Consider the following 25,393-nt stretch of genomic DNA (forward strand, 5'->3'; position numbering starts at 1 on the left):
CCGGCTATTTTGCATCGACGGTCAAGGCGGCGATCAAGCATCCAAATCAAATTTGAGCGCCATGTGGCCATTCATAACTTCGCCCTTCTCATCTATCTATTCACTCAGCACCGACTGCCCTGATAAAAGCAACGAGAGACTCAATTCTCTCCCTTAGATCTAAAACGTCCAAAACGGCATCGCGCGAGCAAACTTCGCGAGCCACTTTTATCTTATCTGCCCGCCTGGATTTAGCCCCTTTTTCACTGCCTCCGAAATCAATACGGCAACCAAACTGCCCTTGATCAATTATTTTAGAGAACCCAACTCCATACAGCACCGCTAAAACCTCGGCCATGACATCAACAGGCACATAATTTTCTATCTCTCTACCGGCAGTCACCCAAGAAAATGCGTCATCAAGCTCGGAGATTACTCGCATTTTTGTTTCGTTAAGGACAGAACTATCCTCGCGTCGGTCAGAATCAAGAAGCAGAGCAACATTACGATTCAACCTACGAAGAGAAATAAAATCAGAGACGTCATCATCACTAGCTGAAAGATGCGACAACAATCTCCCACCGTAAAACATTATGGTGTAGTCAATGCCCTCCACAAGATCAGGAGCAACGGAACGAATCCAATGAACTAAATAAATCCGATCCGACGGCCCCTCAACCCATACGACCGCATTAGACTGCAAAATATCAGATGCGCGGTATCCAAGCTGGCGACAAATTTCATATCGCTCGCTCGGACTAACCGCCAGCCTGATGCGTGTCCCATCTTCGCCAGCTTCAACATTGAAAACTGACGACAACACTGAATCTATCAAGCTAGCGGAATGTGTCGCAACGAAATATTGATTTTCCGTTTCATCCCTTATATATCGCATCAACTTTCTTTGAAGAATCGGGTGCAGGTGAATCTCCGGCTCCTCAATGCACACGACCTCCCTGTCCACTAAAGTACAAAAAGAAGCAATCATAATAACTTCGTGTATCCCAGTACCTAAAGAACTGAGAGGCAAAACCTTTCCATCCATATGCACCTGAAGATGCCGACGGTCGAATGGGACCTCAATCGACGCATCATTCGACCCGGCAACAACTCTCAGAAAATTATTTATCCTCTCAAACCGCTCTCTTTTTTCCCTCTCATTGTGTGGCGGATTCTGCAGCTCCGCCAACCGATCTATCAGCCCCCTACCGCTGTAGTCATTAAAATCAACGCCACTAGCCCCAATCTCTCTAATAGCAGGAATCAACTTTACTTTCGGCAGCTGAACCGAAGTCAAATTAACAATGGCATTCAGAGTTTCGGGAATCCAATTATTCTCTATGGTTCCGCCTACCCTTTTGGTCAATTGAGACCAAAAGTTGCGCCAAGTCTGAGCATCAAGGACATCCTTTAGGCCGGGTTTCTGTTCAATATATAGACCGTGACCGGCCCTAAAATGCAACCACACAAGACCTTGGTCGGATATAGAGTCTATGACTCTTTCCGCCGTGCGAACATAGAAAATCTGCTGCTCGAAAAACAATGACACTTTCCGCAACGCTTCTCTCGACGGAATTCCATACGCAAATCTCACCCCCTCCCCACCTGACGACAAGTTAACTTCTACAGGCGCGAAATTTCTAACCCATCGCTCATCCAATCGCGGCCCACTTGGATGCAGATGAGAGGAAATAAACTGAAGTACCGCAGACTTTCCAACGTTATTTGGCCCAATCATGAAATTAATATCACGGAATGGACCGAGGTACTGCATCTCCCGACCGATCCCTCGATAATTCGCTAAACCGAGTCCGTGCAAAAAAGTTGAGGCCATATTCCCTTCCTTGAGCTGATCGAGCCACACTAAGAAAACGCCCGCATTCGCGGGCGTCCTCACGTACATGTTTCACATGTTGCGCCGGTACTCGCCGCCCACGTCGTACAGCGCGTGGCTGATCTGCCCCAGGCTGTGGGTCTTCACCGCTTCCATCAGGCTGGCGAACACGTTGCGGCGTTCGCGCGCGGCGGCCTGCAGGCCGCGCAGGCCCTCGCTGGCGTAGCCGTTGCGGCCGGCCTGGTAAGCCTGCACGTTGTCGATCTGCTGGCCCTTCTCGCCTTCGGTCGAACGGATCAGTTCGATCTCGGTGACGATGTCGCCGCCGTGGTCCTTGGGCAGGAAGGTGTTGACGCCGACCAGCGGCAGCGAGCCGTCGTGCTTCTTGTGTTCGTAGTAGAGGCTCTCTTCCTGGATCTTGCCGCGCTGGTACATGGTGTCCATCGCGCCGAGCACGCCGCCGCGTTCGCTGATCGCCTCGAATTCCTTGTACACGGCCTCTTCGACGATGTCGGTGAGCTTGTCGACGATGAAGCTGCCCTGCCAGGGGTTCTCGTTGAAGTTCAGCCCGAGTTCCTTGTTGATGATCATCTGGATCGCGACCGCGCGGCGCACGCTTTCCTCGGTCGGGGTGGTGATGGCTTCGTCGTAGGCGTTGGTGTGCAGGCTGTTGCAGTTGTCGAACAGCGCGTACAGCGCCTGCAAGGTGGTGCGGATGTCGTTGAACTGGATTTCCTGGGCGTGCAGCGAGCGGCCCGAGGTCTGGATGTGGTACTTCATCATCTGGCTGCGCGGGTCGGCGCCGTAGCGCTCGCGCATGGCGCGGGCCCAGATGCGGCGGGCGACGCGGCCGATGACGGTGTACTCCGGGTCCATGCCGTTGGAGAAGAAGAACGACAGGTTCGGGGCGAAGTCGTCGATCTTCATCCCGCGGGCGAGGTAGTACTCGACGATGGTGAAGCCGTTCGACAGGGTGAAGGCGAGCTGGCTGATCGGGTTCGCGCCGGCTTCGGCGATGTGGTAGCCGCTGATCGACACCGAGTAGAAGTTGCGCACGTTCTTGTCGACGAAGAACTGCTGGATGTCGCCCATCATGCGCAGGGCGAACTCGGTGCTGAAGATGCAGGTGTTCTGGGCCTGGTCTTCCTTGAGGATGTCGGCCTGGACGGTGCCGCGCACGGTGGCGAGGGTCTTGTCGCGGATCTTCTGGTACGTCTCGGCATCGACGATCTGGTCGCCGGTGACGCCGAGCAGGCCCAGGCCGAGGCCGTCGTTGGTCTCCGGCAGCAGGCCGCTGTATTCGGGGCGCTTGCGGCCTTCGAACAGGGCTTCGATCTTGTCGTGGGCGGCGTCCCAGCGGGCCTGGTCTTCGCGCAGGTACTTCTCGATCTGCTGGTCGACGGCGGTGTTCATGAACATCGCCAGGATGATCGGCGCCGGGCCGTTGATGGTCATCGACACCGAGGTGCTCGGCGCGCACAGGTCGAAGCCGGAGTACAGCTTCTTCATGTCGTCCAAGGACGCGATGTTGACGCCGGAGTTGCCGATCTTGCCGAAGATGTCCGGGCGCACGGCCGGGTCTTCGCCGTACAAGGTCACGCTGTCGAACGCGGTCGACAGGCGCGCGGCCGGCTGGCCGACGGACAGGTAATGGAAGCGGCGGTTGGTGCGCTCCGGGGTGCCCTCGCCGGCGAACATGCGGATCGGGTCTTCGCCGGTGCGGCGGTACGGGTAGACACCGCCGGTGTAGGGGTAATAGCCCGGCAGGTTTTCCTTCTGCAGGAAGGTCAGCAGTTCGCCCCAGCTCTTGTAGGTGGGCGCGGCGATCTTCGGGATCTGCTGGTGGCTCAGCGATTCGCGATAGTTCTCGACCCGGATGACCTTGTCGCGGACCTTGTATTCGTTGACTTCGTCGGTGATCGACTTCAGCCGCGCGGGCCAGTCGCGCAGCAGCTTCAGGGCGTCGGAGGTCAGCGATTGGACGGCGTCGTTGTAGCGTTGGCGCAGGGTCAGCAGGGTGCGGTCGGCCGACGGGGCTTCGGGCAGCAGCGCTTCGCCGTTGTAGAGGTCGAGCGCCTTGGGCAACTGCGGGTCTTCGAGGTCGTGCAGCGACTGCCAATACGACTGGGCGCGGTCGGCGATCTCGGACTGGGTTTCGATCTGCTTGTTGATCGAGCGCCCCTGCTCGGCGATTTCGGCCAGGTAACGCACGCGCGCGCCGGGAATCAGCACGGTGGCGCGCGGTTCCTTGAGGTCGGTGTTGACGTCGGGCGTCCACTTGTCGGCCGGCAGCGACAGCTTTTCGCGCAGCAGGCGGCACAGGTTGGCGAACATCCAGCTGACGCCGGGGTCGTTGAACTGGCTGGCGATGGTCGGGTAGACCGGGACGTCTTCGTCCGGGGTCTGGAACGCGACGCGGTTGCGCTTCCACTGCTTGCGCACGTCGCGCAGCGCGTCTTCGGCGCCGCGCTTGTCGAACTTGTTGAGCACGACGAGTTCGGCGTAGTCGAGCATGTCGATCTTTTCCAGCTGGCTCGGCGCGCCGAAGTCGCTGGTCATGACGTACATCGGGAAGTCGACCAGGTCGACGATCTCCGAATCGCTCTGGCCGATGCCGGCGGTTTCGACGATCACCAGGTCGTAGCCGAGGCTGCGCAGGTAGCCGATGCAGTCCTTCAGCACGGTGTTGGTCGCCGAGTTCTGCCGGCGCGTCGCCATCGAGCGCATGTAGACGCGGTGGCTGCGCAGCGAGTTCATGCGGATGCGGTCGCCGAGCAGCGCGCCGCCGGTGCGGCGGCGGGTCGGATCGACCGAGATCACCGCCATGCGCATGTCGGGGAAGTTGGCGAGGAAGCGGTTCAGCAGTTCGTCGGTCACCGACGACTTGCCGGCGCCGCCGGTGCCGGTGATGCCGACCACCGGGGTCTTGCCGCCGGCCAGTTGCCACTGCTTGCGCAGGTGAGCGAGCTGGGTTTCGTCGAACGCGCCCTCTTCGATCGCGCTGAGGGTGCGGCCGATGCTGATTTCGTCGCCGATGCTGGAGACCTGCGGGCTCGACTCGGTCGGCAGGCGCGCGTCGCTGGCGCGGCGCACCACGTCTTCGATCATCGCCACCAGGCCCATGTGCATGCCGTCGTTCGGGTGGTAGATGCGCTCGACGCCGTAGGCCTGCAGCTCGCGGATCTCTTCCGGCGTGATCGTGCCGCCGCCGCCGCCGAACACGCGGATGTGGCCGGCGCCGCGCTCCTTGAGCATGTCGACCATGTACTTGAAGTATTCGACGTGGCCGCCCTGGTAGCTCGACAGGGCGATGCCGTCGGCGTCTTCCTGCAGCGCCGCGCGGACCACGTCTTCGACCGAGCGGTTGTGGCCGAGGTGGACGACTTCGGCGCCCTGCCCCTGGATCAGCCGGCGCATGATGTTGATCGCGGCGTCGTGGCCGTCGAACAGGCTGGCGGCGGTGACGAAGCGCAGCGGGGTCGCGTCGGGCTGGGCGGCGGGGAGGTTCGCGGCGGTGGTGCTCATGGGCATCTCGATACGCTGGACGGTCTGCTCGTATTGTAGCTCTGTGCGCGCGGCCCCGGTTTGCCGGGCGCGTGCGGGGGCGTAGGGAGGCGCGGCGCTAGCGGAGTCGGGCGACCGGCGTCAATAGGATGACGGCGGCGCGGCGGCCGGCGAAGTGGCGGGCGGGTCGCAAGTGGAGGCGGCGGCCGGCTGCAAGCGTTTTTGTGGGAGGGCCTTCGGGCCCGACGCTCTCCGACCGGATCGCCGCGATCCGAAACGACAGCGTCGGGCCTGAAGACCCTCCCACAAACGCCCGCGCCGCCGATGAAACCTCCCTGTAGGAGCGGCGCGAGCCGCGACCGCGACATCACGATTGCGACGCAAGCCTGCGACGCGAACGGCCGGCCCGCGGTCGCGGCTCGCGCCGCTGCTACAGGGAGTTTGCCGGCATTGCCGTCAGCGTGTGCGGGCGCAACATGCGCAGCGCGGCGGTTTGTTTCGGCAAGCCGGCCTTCAGCAATCCCGCGCATCCCTGAATGCGTTCGCCTGCGCCGTCAACAGCCGCGCATGCGCGGCGTTGCCAGCGGTAACCGGCGGGTGGCCGCCGATGCGAGGAGAACGATCATGGCAATGCGTCCTTTGATGGTGGCGGCGGCGATGGGCCTGGCGGCGATGATGGGCGCGCACGCGCCGCAAGCGCAGGCGCGCGCGTATGTCGATGTGGACGTGCGTGTGGCTCCGCCGCCGCCGCGTTATGAGCGGGTGCGAGTGCGTCCGGGCTATGTGTGGACGCCGGGTTACTGGCGCTGGAACGGCCGCCGCCATGTCTGGATCGGCGGCAGCTATGTGGTCGCGCGACCGGGTTACGCCTACGCCGCGCCGCGCTGGATCTCGAACGGCCCGGCCTGGCGCTTCCACGCCGGCCGCTGGGTGCGCCGCTACTGACGCCGTCGCGGCGAGCGCTGGCCGCGCGCGCGGGGCTCGGCTAGGCTGCCGCCGATGACAGACGACTCCGAACTCGCCGGCCTGCGCCGCAACGCCGAAGGCGGCGCGGCGCCGGATCTGTATCGATGGGCGAGCGCGCTGCTGCGCCGCGGCGCCGCCGAATCGGCGCGCGCGGCGTATGCGCGCGCGGCGGCTCAAGGATTGGCCGAGGCGCGGATCGAGTTCGCGCGCATGGCGATGCACGGCATCGGCGGCGATACCGACCTGTCCGCAGCGCACGCGGCGCTGGACCAGGCCGAACGCGCGGGCTCGGCCGTCGCCGGCTATTTCATCGCGCTGATGGCGGTCGGCCGCGGCGATTTCGCGGCCGCCGAGCACGACCGCCGCTTGCTCGCCGCCGTGCGCGCCGAGTATCCGCCGGCATTGCGCGCGGCGGCGTTGCTGTTCGGCCGCCGCCACGACGACGAGGCGGCGCAGAACGCCTGCCTGCAACTGCTCGAACGCGCGGCCGCGCACGGCGACGCGATCGCGGCGCGGCTGCTGGCCGAGCGCTTGCTGCGCGGCGAAGGCTGCGCGCCGCAACCGCAGGCGGCGGCGGAGTTGATCGGGCAGTTGCGCGCGCACGGCGCCCGGATCGAACTGCCGCCGATCGCGGTCGGCGCGCCGGCGCAACGCGATGCCGCACCGGCCGATGCCGTCTCGCTCGCCGATGCGGCGCAGCCGGTCGCGCTGGCGCCGTTGTCGGCACACCCGCGCGTGGCCCAGGTCGATGCGCTGTTGTCGGCCGACGAATGCCGGTTGCTGGTGGCGCTGGCTCAGCCGTCGCTGCGGCCGTCGCAGACCGTGGACGAACGCAGCGGCCGCGCCGTTCCCAATGCCTTGCGCGACAGCAGCGACGCCAGCCTGGACCCGGCCGGCGAAGACCTCGCGCTGCGCCTGGCGCAGTGGCGGATGGCGCGCGCGGCCGGTCTCGACCTGGTTCATGGCGAACACCTCACCGTGCTGCGCTACGCGCCGGGCCAGGCCTATCGCCCGCATCGCGACTATCTGTCGCCGCAGGCGCAGGCGCGCGACCGGCCGCAGGCCGGCGACCGCCTGCGCACGGTCTGCGTCTATCTCAACGCGGTCGAGGCCGGCGGCGCCACCGAGTTTCCGCACGCCGCGCTGGCGGTGACGCCGCAGGCCGGGCGCGCGCTGGTGTTCGACAATCTCGATGCCGACGGCCGGCCGGAGCCGGCATCGCTGCACGCGGGCACGCCGGTGCTGGCCGGAGAAAAATGGCTGGCGACGCTGTGGTTGCGCGAGCGGCCGTATCGCGCGTTCTGATTGGGTCGCGCCGGATTCGGTCGGCCTTCGCCGGCGGGTTCGCGGCGCGCATTGCGCATCGTTACGTAAACGGTCGCTGCCGCGCGCCACCGTGCGTTGCGCGATCCTCGCGTCGCCACGCGCGCCGGTCGCTGGCGCAGGTCGCTAACGCCTGCCGTGCTCGTGCGGCGCGTTTTCACCATCGCATTCAGCCTGCGCTGCACCCGTCGAATCCCGCCCTCGCCGCCTCGCGCAGGCGCGCGCCGCGCTTTTGGATCGAGCCAAACGGCAAGCCCGGCAAACCGCCCGCGCACTCGCCGGCGCATCCCCCCGCGACCGGGCAGGCATACCTAGCCGTATTGCCCGATTGCTTTAGACTAGCGGCCCTGCGCCGGCCGAACGATCCGCCGCCGCACAGGCGATTTCTTTCCACTTCAACGACTTAACCCACAGCCAGGCGTAACCGCGCTCGCGCCAGCGCCGCGCAACCCGCCCGGTTCGGAGCACCCGATGATTTTCGAAACCCTCGACACCTTCGGCCATGAGCAGGTCGTGTTCTGCCATAACAAGGACGCCGGCCTGAAGGCCATCATCGCGATTCACAACACCGTGCTCGGCCCGGCCCTGGGTGGCCTGCGCATGTGGCCGTACAAGACCGAGCAGGACGCGCTCAACGACGTGCTGCGCCTGAGCCGCGGCATGACCTACAAGAACGCGGTCGCCGGCCTCAACATCGGCGGCGGCAAGGCGGTCATCATCGGCGATCCGTCCGCCGACAAGTCCGAGGCGCTGTTCCGCGCGTTCGGCAAGTTCGTCGATTCGCTGGGCGGCCGCTACATCACCGCCGAGGACGTCGGCATCGACGTCAACGACATGGAATACGTGTACCGCGAGACCGAGTACGTCACCGGCGTGCACCAGGTCCACGGCGGTTCGGGCGATCCCTCGCCGTTCACCGCCTACGGCACCCTGCAGGGCCTGATGGCGGCGCTGAACAAGCGCTTCGGCGACGAGGAAGTGGGCAAGTACAGCTACGCCGTGCAGGGCCTGGGCCATGTCGGCATGGAGTTCGTGAAGCTGCTCAAGGAGCGCGGCGCGAAGATCTTCGTCACCGACATCAACAAGGGCCTGGTCGACAAGGCCGTGTCCGAGTACGGCGCCGAAGCGGTCGGCCTGGACGAGATCTACGACGTCAACGCCGACGTGTACTCGCCGTGCGCGCTGGGCGGCACCGTCAACGAGCAGACCCTGCCGCGCCTGAAGGCCAAGATCATCTGCGGCGCCGCCAACAACCAGTTGGCCAACAACGCCATCGGCGACGAAGTGGCCAAGCGCGGCATCCTGTACGCGCCGGACTACGCGGTCAACGCCGGCGGCGTGATGAACGTGGCGCTGGAACTCGACGGCTACAACCGCGAGCGCGCCATGCGCATGATGCGCACGATCTACCACAACCTCGGCCGCATCTTCGAGATCGCCGAGCGCGACAGCATCCCGACCTACACCGCCGCCGACCGTCTGGCGGAAGAGCGCATCAGCGCGATCGGCAAGCTCAAGCTGCCGCTCGGCCGCTCCAACCCGAGCTTCCGCGGACGCATCCGCAGCGGCCACTGAAGCACACCTCGACGGGGCCATCGGCCCCGTCGTCGTATTCGCGGTAGGGTTTTCGCGTGCCGCTGCGTTTAGCGATACGTGCCGCCGTGCGAAGCACCCCCACATCGTCCCGCCAGCCCTGGAGCCAAGCCATGCGTTCGTCCGAGTTCGCCGTGCCTGCCGTTGCCGTGCTGTCCTTCGCCCTCGCCGCCGCCTTCGCCGCGCGCGCCGAACCGCCGGCCAAACCGGCCGCGGCCGGGCACCACGAGGTCTACGACTACGACCGCCAGGAAGCCTGGCAGGCGCTGCACGACAAGTCGCAATCGCCGATCGACATCGTCGCCGCCGGCGCGCTCGCGGCCGATCCGGCCGAACCGGGCGCGATCGAGTTCAGCCACACCCACGGCGCCGTCGACAAGGTCGAGGACAACGGCCACGCGGTCCAGGTCGACACCCACGCCACCGAGGCGATCATCCGCGGCCGCCACTTCAAGCTGGCCCAGTTCCACTTCCACGCCCAGAGCGAACACACCCTGGACGGCAAGCATTTCCCGCTCGAAGGCCACTTCGTGTTCAAGGCCCAGGACGGCCGCCTGGCGGTGGTCGGGGTGATGTATGAACAGGGCGCGGCCAATCCCGTGGCGCAGGAAGTGCTGGACGATCTCAAGCCCGGCAAGGCCAAGCCGGCCCAGCACGAGATCGATATCGAGGGACTGATTCCGAAATCGCACGGCTACTACCACTACCTGGGCTCGCTAACGACCCCGCCGCTGACGGAAAATGTCGAGTGGTACGTGATGCCGGCGCCGGTGACCATGTCGAAGCAGCAGATCGACGGGTTCCTTTCGCACTACCGCCGCAACAACCGCAACATCCAACCGCTCAATGGGCGGCCGCTGATTCGTTACGAGGGCTGATATGCGCAGTTTTCCCCTGGGTGAAGAGATCGACGCGCTGCGCGATGCCGTGCGCCGTTTCGCCGAAGCCGAAATCGCTCCGCGCGCGGAGCAGATCGACCACGACAACGCGTTCCCGCAGGACCTGTGGCCCAAGCTGGGCGAGATGGGTCTGCTCGGCATGACCGTGCCGGGCGAGTTCGGCGGCAGCGAGATGGGCTATCTGGCCCATCTGGTGGCGATGGAAGAGATTTCGCGCGCCTCCGGCTCGATCGGTCTCTCCTACGGCGCGCACTCCAACCTGTGCGTGTCCAACCTGTTCGCCAACGGCAACCAGGCGCAGCGCGCGAAGTACCTGCCCAAGCTGTGCAGCGGCGAGTGGAAGGGCGCGCTGGCGATGAGCGAGCCCGGCGCGGGTTCCGACGTGGTCGGCTCGATGTCGTGCCGCGCCGAGCTGCGCGACGGCGTGTGGGTCGCCAACGGCAACAAGATGTGGATCACCAACGGCCCCGAGGCCGACGTGCTGCTGGTGTACATGCGCACCGCGGGCAAGGACGCCGGCAGCAAGTGCATGACCGCCTTCATCGTCGAGAAGGGCATGAAGGGCTTCAGCACCGCGCAGAAGCTCGACAAGCTCGGCATGCGCGGCTCCAACACCTGCGAGCTGGTGTTCGAGAACTGCGAGATCCCGGCCGAGAACGTGGTCGGCGAAGTCAACCAGGGCGTCAAGGTGTTGATGAGCGGGCTCAACACCGAACGCCTGGTGCTGACCGGCGGCCCGCTCGGGCTGATGCAGTCGGCGATGGACATCGCGCTGCCCTACGTGCGCGAGCGCAAGCAGTTCGACGCGGCGATCGGCACCTTCGGCCTGATGCAGGGCAAGATCGCCGACATGTACACCTCGCTGCAGTCCAGCCGCGCGTTCGCCTACCAGGTCGCGCGCGACTTCGACTCCGGCTACAAGAGCCGCGTCGACGCCGCCTCGTGCCTGCTGCACGCCTCCGACGCCGCGGTCGAGGTCGCGCTGGAAGCGATCCAGACCCTCGGCGGCAACGGCTACATCAACGAGTACCCGACCGGCCGCATCCTGCGCGACGCCAAGCTGTATGCGATCGGCGCGGGCACCAACGAGATCCGGCGCATGCTGATCGGGCGCGAGTTGTTCGACGGCAAGAGCTGAGCGCAGCGCGGCGGACGTCGCGAAGGTCGGAAACTCAAACGCCGCCGTGGCGACACGGCGGCGTTTTCGTCGCGGCGGGCGAGTCGTAATCCGGGTGATCGCGGGCGCTTCGGGGGTTCGTCGCGATTGGGGTTTCGCGGTCGCGGCTTGCGCCGCTCCTACAGGGCGAGTCCGGAACTGCGCGATCTACCTGTAGGAGCGGCGCAAGCCGCGACCGCGAACCCGCGACGTCCGGCGCGACCGACGGCCACCGAGGCGGCCACCGCTCAGAACGGCAACGACCAACTCGCGAACGCACGCGGGTACTGCCGGCCGAACTCGTAACGATTGTCGAAATCCAGCGCGAACGCCCCACCGCGCGCGAACCGCGCGCTGAAGCTCAGCCCGAGCACTCCGGCTTCGCGCGCGAACGGGTCGGCCAGGATCGGCGACCACGCCTCGATGCCGGTGAACCGCGCATCGATGTAGCGCCCGGATTGCGCCAGGGTGCGCTGCCACTCCGCGCGTCCGCTCAGGCTCAGTTGCGCCGAACCCAGTCGCCACTGCCGCTCCAGCCGCGCGCCGGCCAGCAACTGGGTCGCGCCGAGGCGGGAATCGCCGGCGCTGAGGCCGAAGCCGGCCGCGCCGGCTTCCTCGAAGCCGCTGCGATCCAGGCGCAACGCCTGCGCGCCGACGTAGGGCGTCAACACGCCGCCGCCGACGCGCAGCCGCTGCCCGGCCTGGACGCCGAAATTCAGGTAGCGCTCGGCGTAATCGGCGCCGGTGCCGAAGCGCATCTCGCCCAGTTGCACTTCGCGCTGCAGGTCGCGGCTCATCCGGCCGAACGCGGCGCGCCCCAGCACGTAGGCGTCGCCGCGGTTGAAGGCGGCGTAGAGCTGGCCTTCGGTCTGGCGGTTGCGCTCGCGGTCGCGGCGCTCGCCGCTGTGGGCGACGCCGTCGGTCTGGCTCAACGCCGCGCCCAGGTTCCAGGCGCCGACGCGCTGGTCGTGGCCGACGATCCAGCCGCGCGCGTCCAGGTCCAGGCGTCCGGCCATCGCCCGTTGCGCGTCGAGGCGGCCGCTCCAGGCGCCGCTGCGCGCGGTGTCGAGGAACTGCGCGTCCAGGCGCGATTCCAGCGCGCGCCGGTTGGCTTCGATCGCCATCAGCGCGAACGCCGCATCGGCGCTATGCAGCTCGCCCGAGAGGCTGGCCAGCGAACGCTGCGCCGCTTGCGCGGTGGCCGAGCGCTGCAGCGCGCCGGCGGCGGCGGAAAACGCCTGCGGGCCGCCCGGCGCGGTCACTCTCGCGCCGCCGTCGAGCCCGTCCAATGCGCCGTCCACGCGCGTGGCCGTCGCCACGTCGGCCGCGCCCATGCCCAGCGACTGCGCCGTCGCGGCGATGCTCAAGGCGCTGATGTCGAGCCAGGCCTGGGTGCCGCTGTAGCCCAGCGTCGCGGTCAGGAACACGCCCGGCGCGGTCGACAGGCTGGCGAACTGGCCGCTGACGCTGCCGGCGTTGAGGAACACTTCGCGATTGGAGCGCACGTAGCCCGGCAGTTGGCCGAGCACGCGCGCATCGCCGCCGAGCGTGGCGGCGCCGCCGACGTCGAGCTTCGAGCCGACGAAGAACTGCAATTGCCCCGCCGCCGATTGCGCGTAATCGCCGTCGATGCGCAAGCCCGCGCCTTCGACCCGCAGCGCGCCCTGGTTGTCCACGCGGTTGGCGATCTTGGCGCCGTTGCCGCCGGCAAAGGTCGCGCCCGCGCGCACCGTCACCGACGAGGCCAGGCTGCCGCCGTCGTTGAGCCGCAACGTGCCGCCGGCGACTTCGGTGGCGCCGGTGTAGGTGTGGGCGGCACTGCTGTCCAGGCGCAACGTGCCGCTGCCGTCCTTGCTCAGGCCGCCGGCGCCGGTGAGCGGGTTGCTCCAGGTCGAGGTGCCGTCGAACGCGACGCGCACGTCGCCGAAGTCGAGCCGGTGCAGGCCGCGCACCGCCGCGCCGACGTCGAGCAGGCCCTGGCCGAACACCGGATCGACGCCGGGCGCGCCGAGGTCCTTGGCATTGCCGAGCAGCGCCTGCCGCACCAGATCGTTGTTGAAATAGGGGAACGCCTGCCACACCAGCGCCGCCGCGCCCGATACCTGCGGCGCGGCGAACGAGGTGCCGCGCACCACCCAGTAGCTGGGGTTGCCGACCGCGTCGTTGACGCCGGTGGCCTGGACGTCGCCGGGCGCGACCAGGCAATAGTTCATGGCGATGCCGCAGGCGTTGGAATAGCTCGCCAGCCGGGTCGGGTTGAGCGTGTCCAACGCCGCCGCGACGATCCAGCCGCGCTCGAGCACCTGGGCGCCGGCGCCCTGGCTCGGCAGCGAGGCGTTGTCGGACGGCTGCGGCTTGGATTCGTTGCCGGTGGCGAACACCACCAGCCCGCCGTTGTCGATGAAGGGCTGGTAGGCGGCGATGAAGCTGCGGGTGACGTTGTCGCCGGTCCAGTACAGGCCGCCCCAGGAGTTGTTCATGATCCGCACGCCGGCGTTCATGAGGTCGCGGCTGACGATGTCGAGCCCGCCGTTGTCGCGCGCCTCGTTGCCCTGGCCGCTGCCGTCGTCGCTGGGCCGGGTGTCGGCGAGGATGCGCGCGGAGACGATGTTCGCGCCCGGCGCGATGCCGCCGGGCCAGGCGCCGACCGCGGTGCCGGCGATGATCTGCGAGACGTAGGTGCCGTGCCCGAGCACGTCGTCGACGCGATGGTTGTTGCTGCGCGGATCGGTGTAGACGAGCATCGGCCCGACCCGGCCGTTGAGCGCGGGGTGGTCGCGGCGCACGCCGCTGTCGACCACGCCGATGCGCACGCCCTGCCCGGTCAGGCCCAGCGCCTGCGCCGCGCGCGCGTTGGTCAGGTCCAGATGCGCGCCGATCGGCGGCGGCGGCGTGCTCGGCGGCGTGGTCGGGGGCGGCGTGGTCGGCGTGCTCGGCGGGGGCTCGCGCACGTTGCCGCCGCCTCCACCGCCGCCGCAGGCGCTCAACACCGCCACCGCGAGCGCGCACAGCGCCCATTGCGTATTGCGCCGCATCGCAGGTTCGAGTCGTTTCATCGGTGGGCCCCACAGCGCTCTGGATCAATGGGAAGACGTGGCCGCTCCCCAGCGGCCGGCCGCGAACCCCGCGGCGTTCGCGCCGCGACGTTCTTTTCAATCCGAACCCGCTCGTTTTAATGCAAACCTGCGCGGCCGACAAACGAATCCGCCGGCGGGACAGCAAAAGCGCGCGAAGGTCGGTTCGGGCTCGGCCCCTGTCGCCGCGACGGCGTGGCCGGCTTTTGTGGGAGGGACTTCACTCCCGACGCCTTTCGGTCAGATCACCGCTAGCTGAGACGAAGCGTCGGGACTGAAGTCCCTCCCACAAAAGCTGAAGTCCCTCCCACAAAGGCTTGAAGTCCCCCCTGCAAAACAGGCCGCGAGGCTGCGGAATGTTCAGCTTCGAGCCGTCCGCAGCGCCGATTCGTTTGTTTTTCGTTATCCCCAGTCCCCGCTTTTCCCCTGCCCGAAAGGGCATTTGCGGCACCGCAACACGGCGCCGCATAATCGAGGGGTTCCGGTCCCCGGCCCCCGCCCGGCACCGGCCCTCACACGCCACAGTTTTCCGGAGTTCCGCCATGAGCGATGTCGTCATCGTCGGTGCCAAGCGCACCGCCATCGGTTCCTTCCTCGGCCAGTTCACCGGCGTCCCGACCCCGACCCTGGGCAGCGCCGCGATCGCCGGCGCGCTGGAACAGGCCGGCGTGGCCGCCGACCAGGTCGACGAAGTCATCATGGGCTGCGTGCTCCCGGCCGGCCTCGGCCAGGCCCCGGCGCGCCAGGCCGCGCTCGGCGCCGGCCTGCCGACCGCCGCCGGCTGCACCACCATCAACAAGGTCTGCGGTTCGGGCATGAAGGCGATCATGCTCGCCCACGACCTGATCCAGGCCGGCTCGGCCAAGGTCGTCGTCGCCGGCGGCATGGAGTCGATGACCAACGCTCCGCACCTGCTCAACAACTCGCGCACCGGCATCCGCTACGGCAGCGCCGAGTTCCTCGACCACATGGCTTGGGACGGCCTCACCAATCCGTACGACGGCAAGGCCATGGGCGTGTTCGGCGACGCCGCCTGCGCCAAGTACGGCTACGATCGCGCCGCCATCGACGCTTATTCCGAAGAGAGCGTGAAGCGCGCGCAGGCCGCGCAGTCGGCCGGCCACTTCAAGGATGAAATCGTTTCCGTGACGGTCAAGGGCCGCAAGGGCGACGTCGTCGTCGACGCCGACGAAGAGCCGGCCAAGATCGACGTGGCCAAGATCCCGACCCTGCGTCCGGCGTTCGGCAAGGACGGCGTGCTGACCGCCGCGGCCTCGTCGAAGATCTCCGACGGCGCCGCCGCAACCGCGCTGATGAGCGCCGACGAAGCCGCCGCGCGCGGGCTCAAGCCGCTGGCGCGCATCGTCGCCCACGCCAGCCACGCGCAAGCGCCGGAGTGGTTCACCACCGCGCCGGTGAAAGCGATTTCAAACGTGCTCGAAAAGGCCGGCTGGAAGGTCGGGGACGTCGATCTGTTCGAGGTCAACGAAGCGTTTTCGGTGGTCGCGATGGCGCCGATGACCGAGCTCGGCATCGCCCACGACAAGCTCAACGTGCACGGCGGCGCGGTCGCGCTGGGCCATCCGATCGGCGCCAGCGGCGCCCGTTTGGTGGTCACGCTGATCAACGCTTTGCGCATTCGCGGCGGCAAGCGCGGCGTCGCGTCGCTGTGCATCGGCGGCGGCGAGGCGACCGCGATCGCGATCGAACTGCTCTGAGCCCGCGCAAAATCGGGCTGCGGTAAAAGGTTAAAAACGCGTTGCACAAAAAAAACCGGCAGGCCGCTTGACACACGTCACCGGCTTGTCATCATGTTATCGGCGCGCTTTTGCGCGTTGCCTAACTAAACGACGAGGAAACCGAATCATGAACTTCAACAAGGCGCTGATCGCCCTGGCTCTGGGCCTGGCCCTGGCCGCTTGCTCGAACCAGAAGCAGGCCGAAGAAGCCTCCGCCGACGCCGCTGCCGCTTCGACCGAAGCCCAGGCCGCTGCTGACACCGCCGCTGCCGCTGGCGACGCCGCCACCGCCGACGCCGCCGCTGCTTCGGCCGACGCCGCTGCCACCGCCGCCGACGCCGCCGCCACCTCGGCCGACGCCGCTGCTAACGCTGCGACCCCGGCCGCTGCCGACGCCGCCGCCGACGCTGCTGCCGGCGCTGCCGACGCTGCCAAGGACGCTGCCGGCGCCGCCAAGGACGCCGCTGCTCCGGCCGAAGAAGCCAAGAAGTAATATCGCGCAAGCGATACTGCAGTTCCGGCGCGGGGAACCGCGCCGAACGGGAAAGCCGCCGGTTATCCGGCGGCTTTTTCCGTAAGGTCAGTGAACGATCGAAGCCGGCTTGCCGGACCGCTGCGAGCACTGGCGTTGCCTGACAGATGCACCCAGACGTTTTTCTCAGACAACTCCTCAGGAGACAGCTCATGAAGACCCATCTCTACGTCCTGCTCGCCGCCGCCGTTCTGGCTCTGTCGGCTTGCGCCCAGAAGACCGAAGAAGCCAAGGACGCCGCCGCCGAAGCCTCGGCCGCCGCCGAGCAGGCCGGTGCCGACGCCGCCAAGGCCGCTGATTCCGCCGGCGCCGCCGCCGTCGAAGGCGCCAACGCCGCCGGCGCTGCCGCGTCCGACGCCGCCAACGCCGCTGCCGGCGCCGCCACCGACGCCGCCAACGCTGCCGGCGACGCCGCCGCCAAGGCGGGCGATGCCGCCGCCGCCGCGACCGACGCCGCCGCTGCCGGCGCCGCCGACGCTGCCGCCAAGGCCGCCAACGCGACCGCCGACGCTGCGCAGAAGGTCGCCGACAAGGCCGACGCCGCTGCCGCCGAAGCCAAGAAGGAAGAAGCCAAGCACTAATCGGCTTGCGCTCTCGTTCGCTGAAAGGCCCGCCTCGTGCGGGCCTTTCTTTTTGCGGTGGCAGTGCGGTGCGGACGCCGCGCTTTTGCGGCGACCGCTGCGGTCCTTTGCCGCGGCGGCGACCGGTCCTTTGCAGTGGCGCGGGCTGATGGTTGGCACCGGCTGATGGTTGGCACCGGCTAATGGTCGGCACCGGCTGATGCATGGCGTCGGCCGATGGCTGGGCCCAGTCGATGATGGGCGTGGCCCGACGGTTTTGTCCGGCTCGCCTCGGACCGGTTTTGTGGGAGGGGCTTCAGCCCCGACGCTTTTGTTTCAGATAGCGGCGAACTGAAACAAAAGCGTCGGGGCTGAAGCCCCTCCCACAAAAAACAAGCACCTTCCATAAAAACAGGCCCCCTCCACAGAAGCCACTCCACAGAAGCACGCCGCTCCCGCGCAAGCAGCCTTCCCTCGCAGTAGCACGGCCGTTTCCGCCGAAGCCAGCCCGCCGACCGGCGCACCACGCCCACCAAAACCAGGCGCGCATGTCGCATTCCGTGCGCATACGCCCGCGTTCGCAGGTGCCGCCTCCGCCGTAAGCCATTGGCCGGCGCAGGCGCTTTGTGCTTTGATGCCGCGTCTCCCGCTTCCGGCCGTTCCCGCAATGCCCGCGATCACTTCCCAGCTCGACCCGCGCTCGCAGGACTTCCGCGACAACGTCGCCTACCACCGCGCGCTGGTCGAGGAACTCGATGCGCGCCTGGCGCGCGCCGCCCACGGCGGCGGCGACAAGGCCCGGGCCAAGCACACCGAACGCGGCAAGCTGCTGGTGCGCGACCGCATCGCCGCCCTGCTCGACCCGGGTTCGCCGTTCCTGGAAATCGCGCCGCTCGCCGCCGAAGGCATGTACGACGACGCCGCGCCGGCCGCGGGCATGGTCGCCGGCATCGGCCGGGTACAGGGGCTGGAAGTGGTGATCGTCGCCAACGACGCCACCGTCAAGGGCGGCACTTACTTCCCGATGACGGTGAAGAAGCACCTGCGCGCACAGGAGATCGCGCGCGAGAACCGCCTGCCTTGCGTCTATCTGGTCGACTCCGGCGGCGCGTTCCTGCCGCTGCAGGACGAGGTGTTCCCGGACAAGGAACACTTCGGCCGCATCTTCTACAACCAGGCCCGGCTAAGCGCCGAGAACATTCCGCAGGTGGCCGTGGTGATGGGCAGTTGCACCGCCGGCGGCGCTTACGTCCCGGCCATGTGCGACGAGTCGGTGATCGTCAAGGAACAGGGCACGATCTTCCTCGGCGGCCCGCCGCTGGTGAAAGCCGCCACCGGCGAAGTCGTCGACGCCGAAGCGCTCGGCGGTGCCGACGTGCACACCTCCGTCTCCGGCGTGGCCGATCACTTCGCGCAAGACGACCGCCACGCGCTGCAGATCGCGCGCGACATCGTCGCCACCTTCAACCGCAAGAAGGTGCTGCCGGTCGCGGCGCAACCGGCGCGCGAACCGCTGCACGCGGCCGACGAGCTGTACGGCATCGTGCCCAAGGACACGCGCAAGCCCTTCGACATCCGCGAAGTCATCGCGCGCATCGTCGACGGCAGCGAGTTGCAGGAATTCAAGGCGCGCTACGGCAAGACCTTGGTCACCGGCTTCGCCCACTTGCACGGCTATCCGGTCGGCATCGTCGCCAACAACGGCATCCTGTTCGCCGAGAGCGCGCTCAAGGGCGCGCACTTCATCGAGCTGTGCAACCAGCGCGGCATCCCGCTGGTGTTCCTGCAGAACATCACCGGCTTCATGGTCGGCAAGAAGTACGAGAACGCCGGCATCGCCAAGGACGGGGCCAAGATGGTCACCGCGGTGGCGTGCTCGCACGTGCCCAAGTTCACCGTGGTCATCGGCGGCAGCTTCGGCGCCGGCAACTACGCCATGTGCGGCCGCGCGTACGGCGCGCGCTTCCTGTGGATGTGGCCGAACGCGCGCATCAGCGTGATGGGCGGCGAGCAGGCCGCATCGGTCCTCGCCACGGTCCGCCGCGACGGCATCGAGGCCGCCGGCAAGTCGTGGTCGGCGCAGGAAGAGGACGACTTCAAGGCGCCGATCCGCGAACAGTACGAGACCCAGGGCAACCCCTACTACGCCAGCGCGCGGCTCTGGGACGACGGCATCATCGACCCGGCCGACACCCGCCGCGTGCTCGGCCTGGGCCTGTCGGCCAGCCTCAACGCGCCGATCGAAGAGCGCACGCGCTTCGGCGTGTTCCGCATGTAATCTGTGCGCTCCATCGCAATGGACTGTAGGTTCGTATGATCGTCGGCATCGACCTGGGCACCACTCATTCGCTGATCGGCGTGTACGCGGCCGACGGCCCGCGCCTGATCCGCAACGCGCTGGGCTCGTTGCTGACGCCCTCGGCGGTCAGCGTGGACGAGGACGACCGCGTCATCGTCGGCCTGGCCGCGCGCGAGCGCCTGGTCTCGCACCCGCGCCAGAGCGTGGCCGCGTTCAAGCGCTGGATGGGCAGCGACCGGGTCACCGCGCTGGGCTCGCACCGGTTCCGTCCGGAGGAGCTGTCGGCGCTGGTGCTCAAGTCGCTGATCGCCGACGCCGAGGCCGACCTCGGCGAGCGCGTGGCCGAGGCGGTCATCAGCGTGCCGGCCTACTTCTCCGACAGCCAGCGCAAGGCCACCCGCATCGCCGGCGAGCTGGCCGGGATCAAGGTCGAGCGGCTGATCAACGAGCCGACCGCCGCGGCCCTGGCCTACGGCCTGCAGCAGAGCGACGACGGCGGCCGCTACCTGATCTTCGACCTCGGCGGCGGCACCTTCGACGTGTCGATCCTGGAGCTGTTCGACGGGATCATGGAAGTGCACGCCAGCGCCGGCGACAACTTCCTCGGCGGCGAGGATTTCTCGCGCGCGCTGCTCGACGGCTTCCTGCGCGAACACGGCCTGTCGGCCAGCGCGCTGCCGCTGGGCGAGCTGGCGGTGCTGGAACGGCGCATCGAGGCGTTCAAGCAGCAACTCGCCAGCGGCGGCGAAGCGACGCTCGAACTCACCCTGTCCGGCCAGGCGCGCAGCTGGCGTCTCGACGAGGACGGCTTCGCCCGCCTGTGCGAACCGCTGGTGCAGCGCCTGCGCGCGCCCCTGGAACGGGCGATGCGCGACGCCAAGCTGACCCCGGGCCAGCTCGACCAGATCGTCCTGGTCGGCGGCGCCTCGCGCATGCCGCTGTGCGCCAAGTTGGTCTCGCGGATGTTCGGCCGGCTGCCGCTGCGCCACCTCAACCCGGACGAGGCCATCGCCCACGGCGCCTGCGTCGCGGCCGGGATGAAGGCGCGCAACCAGGCGCTGGAAGAAGTGGTGCTGACCGACGTGTGCCCGCACAGCCTCGGCGTGAGCACCGGCCAGGAAGTCGACGGGCGCTACGTCAACGGCCTGTTCTCGCCGATCATCCACCGCAACAGCACCGTGCCGGTGAGCCGGGTCGAGCGCTATTTCCCGGTGCACGACCAGCAGCGCAAGGTCGAGCTGGAGATCTACCAGGGCGAAAGCCCGCGGGTGGAGAACAACGTGCGGCTCGGCGCGATCACCATCGAGCTGCCGGCCAAGGCGCGCCAGGACAATCCGATCGATGTGCGCTTCACCTACGACATCAACGGGCTGTTGCAGGTCGAGGCCGAAGCGGTCGCCAGCGGCCTCAAGCGCGAGGTGGTGCTGGAGAAGAACCCCGGCGTGCTGAGCCCGGAACAGATCCGCGAGCGCTTGCAGGCGCTGGCCGCGCTGAAGGTGCATCCGCGCGAGCACCAGGAGAACGTGGCGCTGGTCGCGCGCGCCGAGCGCCTGTACGAAGAATTGCTGTGGGCGCGCGAACAGGTGCAGCTCGCGCTGGTGCGCTTCCGCAACGTGCTGGATCTGCAGGACGACGCGCTGATCGCCGAGCACCGCCGCGATTTCGCCCACTTCCTCGACGCGGTCGAAGCGCAGGCCAACGGCGCATGAACCCGTTCGCCGCGCTCGGCCTGTCCGCCGACGCGGACGAGGCGCAGATCAAGCGCGCCTACGCCAAGCTGCTGCGCACGAACCGGCCCGACGACGATCCGGCCGGGTTCCAGCGTTTGAACGAGGCGTATCGGCAATGCCTGGAATCGGTGCGGCGGCGCGCGGTGGCCGAGCTCGCGGCTGCGACGGATCCCGCCGGGTACCAACACGAAGACGAACCCGACGGCGAGGCCGCGCCGGAGCCGCGCACGCCGCCGGAGCCGCGCATGCCGCCGCCGGTTCCGCCCGCGCCCCGCGACGGTCCGACGGCGCCGCAACCGCCGGCCGCGTCGGCGCCGTTCGCGCCGGCCGCACCGAAGACGCCGTTGTCGGCCGCGGCACCGCCGGCGCCTGACCCCACGCACCCGCAGGCGCCGGCCGCACCCGCGGGTACGCCCGCACCGGTCGCGCCGGGCGCGCCCACAGCGCGGGTCCCGGTAGCGCCGCCCGCGCCGGCCGCAGCGAAGACTCCACGCGCGCCCACCGGTGGCGCGGCGCAAACGGCGCCGGCGGCCGCGTCCGGATTCGATACCAAGGGCTTCCTCGACGAACTTTATCGCCACGCCGAAACCGACTCCGTCGCCGAACTCGAGCGCTGGCTCATCAAGCACCCGGCGCTTTACCAGTTCGAGCGCAAGCACGCGCTGGCGCCCGCCGTGATCGCGCACTTGAGCGCGCGGCCGCCGCTGTACCTGCCGCAACTGGACGCGCTGCTGCGCTTCTTCGACCTGGACAGCGTGCACGCGCATTCGGCCGGGTTGCAGGCGCGCATCGTCGAACTGCGCGCGCAAACCCGCCGGCGCGGCGTGGACCTGCGCGAGATCCGCTTCGATCCGGATCCCAAACCGGGCAAGCGCGGCAAGCATCCGATCGAGATCGACGCCGGCACCATCGTCTATCTGCTGCTGGGGCTGGCGATCGTCGTGCGCATCATCGCCGCCTGGGCCGGAACCGGGCCGGCATGACGCCGTTCCATCGGCTCGGACTGGCGCCCGACAGCGACGAGCGCGCGATCAAGCGCGCGTACGCGCGCGAACTCAAGCGCTGCCGGCCCGACGACGATCCGGACGGGTTCCAGGCGCTCAACGAGGCCTACCAGCAGTGCCTGCGCATCGCGGCGCAACGCGCGTTCGCGCTCGCCGCCGCGCAGGACGCGGAAGGCGGCAGCGACGACGCGCAGACCGAAACAGCGGCGCGCGAGATGCCTGGCCCCGTCGCGCCCGCACCGCCCTCGCCGCCCGCGGCGCCCACGCGCGCACCCGCGCCGGCAGGCGAAGCCGCGCCGCCGCGGCCTCGGCCCGCGCCCGGGTCGCGGCCCGCAGCGCGCGAGGAACCGCAACACGCCGCCGAGCCGCAACCGCGCTACTTCGACCTGCAAGCCTTCCTCAGCGAACTGTTCGACTTCGCCCAACGCCGCCTCACCGTCGACCTGCAACGCTGGCTGCGCGATTGCGAGCCGCTGTACTCGCTGCAACTCAAGCACGCGCTGCGCGCGCCGGTGGCGCATGCGCTGGCCGAATGCGAACCGCCGCTGGCGCCGGCGGCGACCGACGTCATCGCCGAGTACTTCGATCTGGGCGCGCTGTACGATCCCGATCCGCGCCTGCGCCATTGGCTGGCGGTCGCCAGCGACCGCGGCGCGCGCAGCGCCGCGTTCGAGCGCATCCTCGGCGAATACCGCAACGCCCACGACCGGCTGGTCGACCGCTGGCTGTTCGACGAACTGCAACGGCCGGCGTTGTGGCCGCGGCGCGCGCTGATCGCGCTGATCCCCACGCTGCCGAGCCGCCTGCGCGGCCTGTTGCTGCGTTTGCAGCGGGTCGGCCCGGAATGGCTGGAGCAGCGCCTCAACCCCGGCGCGGTCGGCTTCTGGCTGCGCGCCTGCGATCCCGAGCGCCTGGATCCGCGCCGCATCGCCATCGCCGCCGCGCGCATTCCGCTGTACTACCTGGCCGCGATCTGGTTCCTCTCGATGCTGATGGGCTTCGATCCGGCGCCGCGGGACAACGCCGCGCGCAACATCGGCCTGGTCTTCGCCGGCTGGGCCGCCGCGGCGCTGGCCTGGATCGGGCTGCGCCGCATGCAGCGCTGGATGGTGCAGCGCATGCGCTGGGATCCGCTCAGCGCTTACACGCTGGCCCTGCTCGCCGCGTGCGCGGCCTGCGCGTACTGGCTGCCGTTCCAGGCCGCGTTGATCGCCGGCATCGTCGGCTTCGTGCAGGCGCGTTCGCGCGCCACGCCGGTGCCGGCGATGGTCTGCTTGCTTGTCGCCGCGCTCGCCGCCGTGGCGATAACGCCGCCGGCCGCGCGGGCTTACGACGCGACGGCGCCGTTGGTCGTCGTCGCCGCCGCGGCGGTGCTGCCGCTGCACGACCTCGCCCTGGCCCGCCGTTTCGGCGTAACGCTGGCCGAAGTCCGCGCCGGCGCCGGCAAGCTCTGGCGCCTGGCCCAGATCCTGGCGGCGGTGGCCGTGGCCGGTTACCTGCTGCACTGAGCCGAGCCGACATGACCCCGCACCAACGCCTGGGAGTGGAGCAAGACGCCGACGAGCGCGCGATCAAGCGCGCCTACGCGCGGGCGCTGCGCGGAACCCGTCCGGACGAGGACGCGCAGGCCTTCCAGACCTTGCACGAGGCGTATCAGGCCGCGCTGTCGATGCTGCGCCAGGCCGAGTACGAGCGCTGGCTGCAGGAGAGCGAAGCCGAGCCGGAGCAGGACGAAAGCGCCGAGGCCGACCACGATGCGCCGCCCGCCAGCGCTGCGGAAAGCCGCGTCGATGCGTCGTCGGCTGCCGCAGCCGACGACGCGACCTTCGCCGGCCACAACGACAACGACAACGACAACGACGGCAACGGCAACGGCAACGGCAACGGCGACGACCGCATCGAACTGTCGATCGACCAGATCGGCAACGCCGTCATCCTCGGCGCCTTGCGCCTGTCGCCGGGCGACTACGAAGCCTGGCTGCGCGAATTCCCGCCGCTGTATTCGCTCTACGTCAAGGACGTGATCGCCCCGCAATTGCCGCGCGCGCTGGCGCAGGCGCCGCAGCTGCCCAGCGCGCAGTTGGAAGCGATCGTGCGCTTCTTCGACCTCGACGCTCTCGGCACGCTCGACACCCAAGGGCATTGGCTGCTGCATCGCCTGCGCCAGCGCAGCGGCGTCGATTTCGGCGCGTTCCTGGCCGAACTGCGCGAGCGCTGCGCGCACCGCAATCCGGAGTCGCTGCGCAACTGGCTGATGTATCGCGAAGAGGTGCGCGACCCGGACCTGCGCGACTATGTCGGCGCGCTGCTGTATCGCGAGCTGGAAGCCGGCCGCGGCGCCTCGACGCTGCCGCCCGACGCCATGCAGCTGGTCTGCGAGTTCTTCGCTTACCCCGAGAACGACCCGCTGCGCCTGCGCAACAACGCGTTGTGGGCGCTGACGCACGAAGACGCGCGCGCGTTCGGGCATCCCTCGCCGAAAGTGGTCGAGGAACTCAAGCGGCCGTACTCGCCGTGGCGCGCGCTGAGAGTGGCGACGCTGCAATCGGAACTGTCGCGCGCCGTCGCCCGCCTCGGCGGCCAGTTGCGCCAGGCCTGCGGCGAACTGCCGGCGTCGATCGATCCGCGCCAATACCTGTTCCATGCGCGCCTGGCCTATCGCGGCTACTGGGGACCGTGGCGCTGGGCGATCTACCTGCTGCGCACCGCGCTGGTGCTGTTGCCGCTGTGCTGGTTCACCGACCTGGAACTGGCCGCCTCCTGCGCCGGCGGCGTGCTGCTGGCGCAGGTCGGCTGGCTGGCCTACGACAGCCTGTTCGGCCATGGCCCGGCGCCGCCGCGGCCGATCCGGCCCGCCGCGCGCGAGCCGGATCCAGACAGCGCCGGCGACCCGGCCTGAGCGTTTCCGCAGCGCCCGAACGCCAGCCTCGATCGGTGGTGGCCGCCTCGCCCGATGCGACCACGGCGCAGCGCACCGCATTCATCGATCTGAAATATTTCTTAATCACTGTCGTGCGTGCGCGCGTTCGCGCGCGCGCCGCGAACGTGCGCACGCGTGCGCCGCAAGGCCGCGCGCGAGGGGTCGAAACTGAATCCGCACAGGCCTTCGCGGCCGCGCCGAAACGGTGAGATTCATCACAGTGGGCACTTCGTATCAGCGTGTTAGGCTCCAAAGTTCACGCGTGTCATCACCTGATCCCC

The 25,393-nt window shown here is 68.2% G+C and carries 19 protein-coding genes; 15 read left to right on the plus strand and 4 right to left on the minus strand.

The features are described from left to right. Nucleotides 1-100: 100 nt before the first annotated feature. The 3 genes from JHW41_RS15350 to JHW41_RS27130 all read right to left on the minus strand — a co-directional run bounded on the left by JHW41_RS15350 (nt 101) and on the right by JHW41_RS27130 (nt 5,588). Nucleotides 101-1,753 (minus strand): AAA family ATPase, encoded by a 1,653-nt coding sequence (locus JHW41_RS15350; RefSeq protein ID WP_250443155.1) that lies wholly within the window; start codon nt 1,751-1,753, stop codon nt 101-103. 132 nt (nt 1,754-1,885) lie between these two features. Further along, nucleotides 1,886-5,338, minus strand: a complete 3,453-nt coding sequence (locus JHW41_RS15355; protein ID WP_250443157.1) for a methylmalonyl-CoA mutase family protein — start codon at nt 5,336-5,338, stop codon at nt 1,886-1,888. Nucleotides 5,339-5,435: 97 nt separating this feature from the next. Then, nucleotides 5,436-5,588: a DUF6053 domain-containing protein gene (locus JHW41_RS27130; protein ID WP_428995554.1), complete on the minus strand. Its 153-nt coding sequence runs from the start codon at nt 5,586-5,588 to the stop codon at nt 5,436-5,438. On the opposite strand from JHW41_RS27130, the gene JHW41_RS27135 reads away from it, so the two are divergent. The 6 genes from JHW41_RS27135 (at nt 5,542) to JHW41_RS15380 (ending at nt 11,236) form a co-directional block, all read left to right on the plus strand. After that, the gene (locus tag JHW41_RS27135) at nt 5,542-5,658 is read left to right on the plus strand and encodes a DUF6053 domain-containing protein (RefSeq protein WP_428995379.1); all 117 of its coding nucleotides are present in this window, start codon (nt 5,542-5,544) and stop codon (nt 5,656-5,658) included. The two genes, JHW41_RS27130 and JHW41_RS27135, sit on opposite strands and share 47 nt — an antisense overlap. A 283-nt stretch (nt 5,659-5,941) precedes the next feature. Continuing rightward, nucleotides 5,942-6,262, plus strand: coding sequence for a hypothetical protein (locus JHW41_RS15360; protein ID WP_250443159.1), 321 nt, complete (start codon nt 5,942-5,944; stop codon nt 6,260-6,262). Nucleotides 6,263-6,316: 54 nt separating this feature from the next. After that, nucleotides 6,317-7,588: a 2OG-Fe(II) oxygenase gene (locus JHW41_RS15365; RefSeq protein ID WP_250443162.1), complete on the plus strand. Its 1,272-nt coding sequence runs from the start codon at nt 6,317-6,319 to the stop codon at nt 7,586-7,588. Nucleotides 7,589-8,077: 489 nt separating this feature from the next. Then, nucleotides 8,078-9,181: a Glu/Leu/Phe/Val dehydrogenase dimerization domain-containing protein gene (locus tag JHW41_RS15370; protein ID WP_057947183.1), complete on the plus strand. Its 1,104-nt coding sequence runs from the start codon at nt 8,078-8,080 to the stop codon at nt 9,179-9,181. Nucleotides 9,182-9,312: 131 nt separating this feature from the next. Continuing rightward, entirely contained in the window at nt 9,313-10,077 is a 765-nt protein-coding gene (locus JHW41_RS15375; protein ID WP_250443164.1) for a carbonic anhydrase, read from the plus strand. Nucleotide 10,078: 1 nt separating this feature from the next. Continuing rightward, on the plus strand, nt 10,079-11,236 hold the full coding sequence (locus tag JHW41_RS15380) for an isovaleryl-CoA dehydrogenase (protein WP_057947181.1): 1,158 nt from the start codon (nt 10,079-10,081) through the stop codon (nt 11,234-11,236). 266 nt (nt 11,237-11,502) lie between these two features. Here the strand turns inward: JHW41_RS15380 and JHW41_RS15385 are convergent, their stop codons facing one another. Continuing rightward, entirely contained in the window at nt 11,503-14,310 is a 2,808-nt protein-coding gene (locus tag JHW41_RS15385; RefSeq protein ID WP_250443167.1) for a S8 family serine peptidase, read from the minus strand. A gap of 560 nt (nt 14,311-14,870) precedes the next feature. Between JHW41_RS15385 and JHW41_RS15390 the strand changes: the two genes are divergently transcribed. From JHW41_RS15390 to JHW41_RS15430, 9 genes are all read left to right on the plus strand, one after another. Beyond that, nucleotides 14,871-16,046 carry a thiolase family protein gene (locus JHW41_RS15390; protein ID WP_250443170.1) on the plus strand — a complete coding sequence of 392 codons (1,176 nt, stop codon included), beginning with the start codon at nt 14,871-14,873 and terminating at the stop codon, nt 16,044-16,046. Nucleotides 16,047-16,194: 148 nt separating this feature from the next. Further along, nucleotides 16,195-16,560 (plus strand): hypothetical protein, encoded by a 366-nt coding sequence (locus tag JHW41_RS15395; protein ID WP_057947178.1) that lies wholly within the window; start codon nt 16,195-16,197, stop codon nt 16,558-16,560. A 146-nt stretch (nt 16,561-16,706) separates the two neighbouring features. After that, entirely contained in the window at nt 16,707-17,180 is a 474-nt protein-coding gene (locus tag JHW41_RS15400) for a hypothetical protein (protein ID WP_250443172.1), read from the plus strand. Between the two features lie 646 nt (nt 17,181-17,826). After that, a complete protein-coding gene (locus JHW41_RS15405) occupies nt 17,827-19,437 on the plus strand; it encodes a carboxyl transferase domain-containing protein (RefSeq protein WP_250443175.1) in 1,611 nt (536 codons plus the stop codon). A gap of 35 nt (nt 19,438-19,472) precedes the next feature. Next, nucleotides 19,473-21,167, plus strand: coding sequence for an Hsp70 family protein (locus JHW41_RS15410; protein ID WP_250443177.1), 1,695 nt, complete (start codon nt 19,473-19,475; stop codon nt 21,165-21,167). Then, nucleotides 21,164-22,171: a J domain-containing protein gene (locus JHW41_RS15415; RefSeq protein WP_250443180.1), complete on the plus strand. Its 1,008-nt coding sequence runs from the start codon at nt 21,164-21,166 to the stop codon at nt 22,169-22,171. The genes JHW41_RS15410 and JHW41_RS15415 overlap by 4 nt, the downstream gene beginning before the upstream one ends. Next, nucleotides 22,168-23,700: a J domain-containing protein gene (locus tag JHW41_RS15420; protein ID WP_250451430.1), complete on the plus strand. Its 1,533-nt coding sequence runs from the start codon at nt 22,168-22,170 to the stop codon at nt 23,698-23,700. The genes JHW41_RS15415 and JHW41_RS15420 overlap by 4 nt, the downstream gene beginning before the upstream one ends. Before the next feature lie 11 nt (nt 23,701-23,711). Then, nucleotides 23,712-25,091 carry a J domain-containing protein gene (locus JHW41_RS15425; protein ID WP_250443182.1) on the plus strand — a complete coding sequence of 460 codons (1,380 nt, stop codon included), beginning with the start codon at nt 23,712-23,714 and terminating at the stop codon, nt 25,089-25,091. Between the two features lie 38 nt (nt 25,092-25,129). Then, nucleotides 25,130-25,321: a hypothetical protein gene (locus JHW41_RS15430; protein WP_250443185.1), complete on the plus strand. Its 192-nt coding sequence runs from the start codon at nt 25,130-25,132 to the stop codon at nt 25,319-25,321. Nucleotides 25,322-25,393: the final 72 nt, after the last annotated feature.

It is taken from the genome of Lysobacter enzymogenes, from assembly GCF_023617245.1.
Taxonomy (GTDB): domain Bacteria; phylum Pseudomonadota; class Gammaproteobacteria; order Xanthomonadales; family Xanthomonadaceae; genus Lysobacter; species Lysobacter yananisis.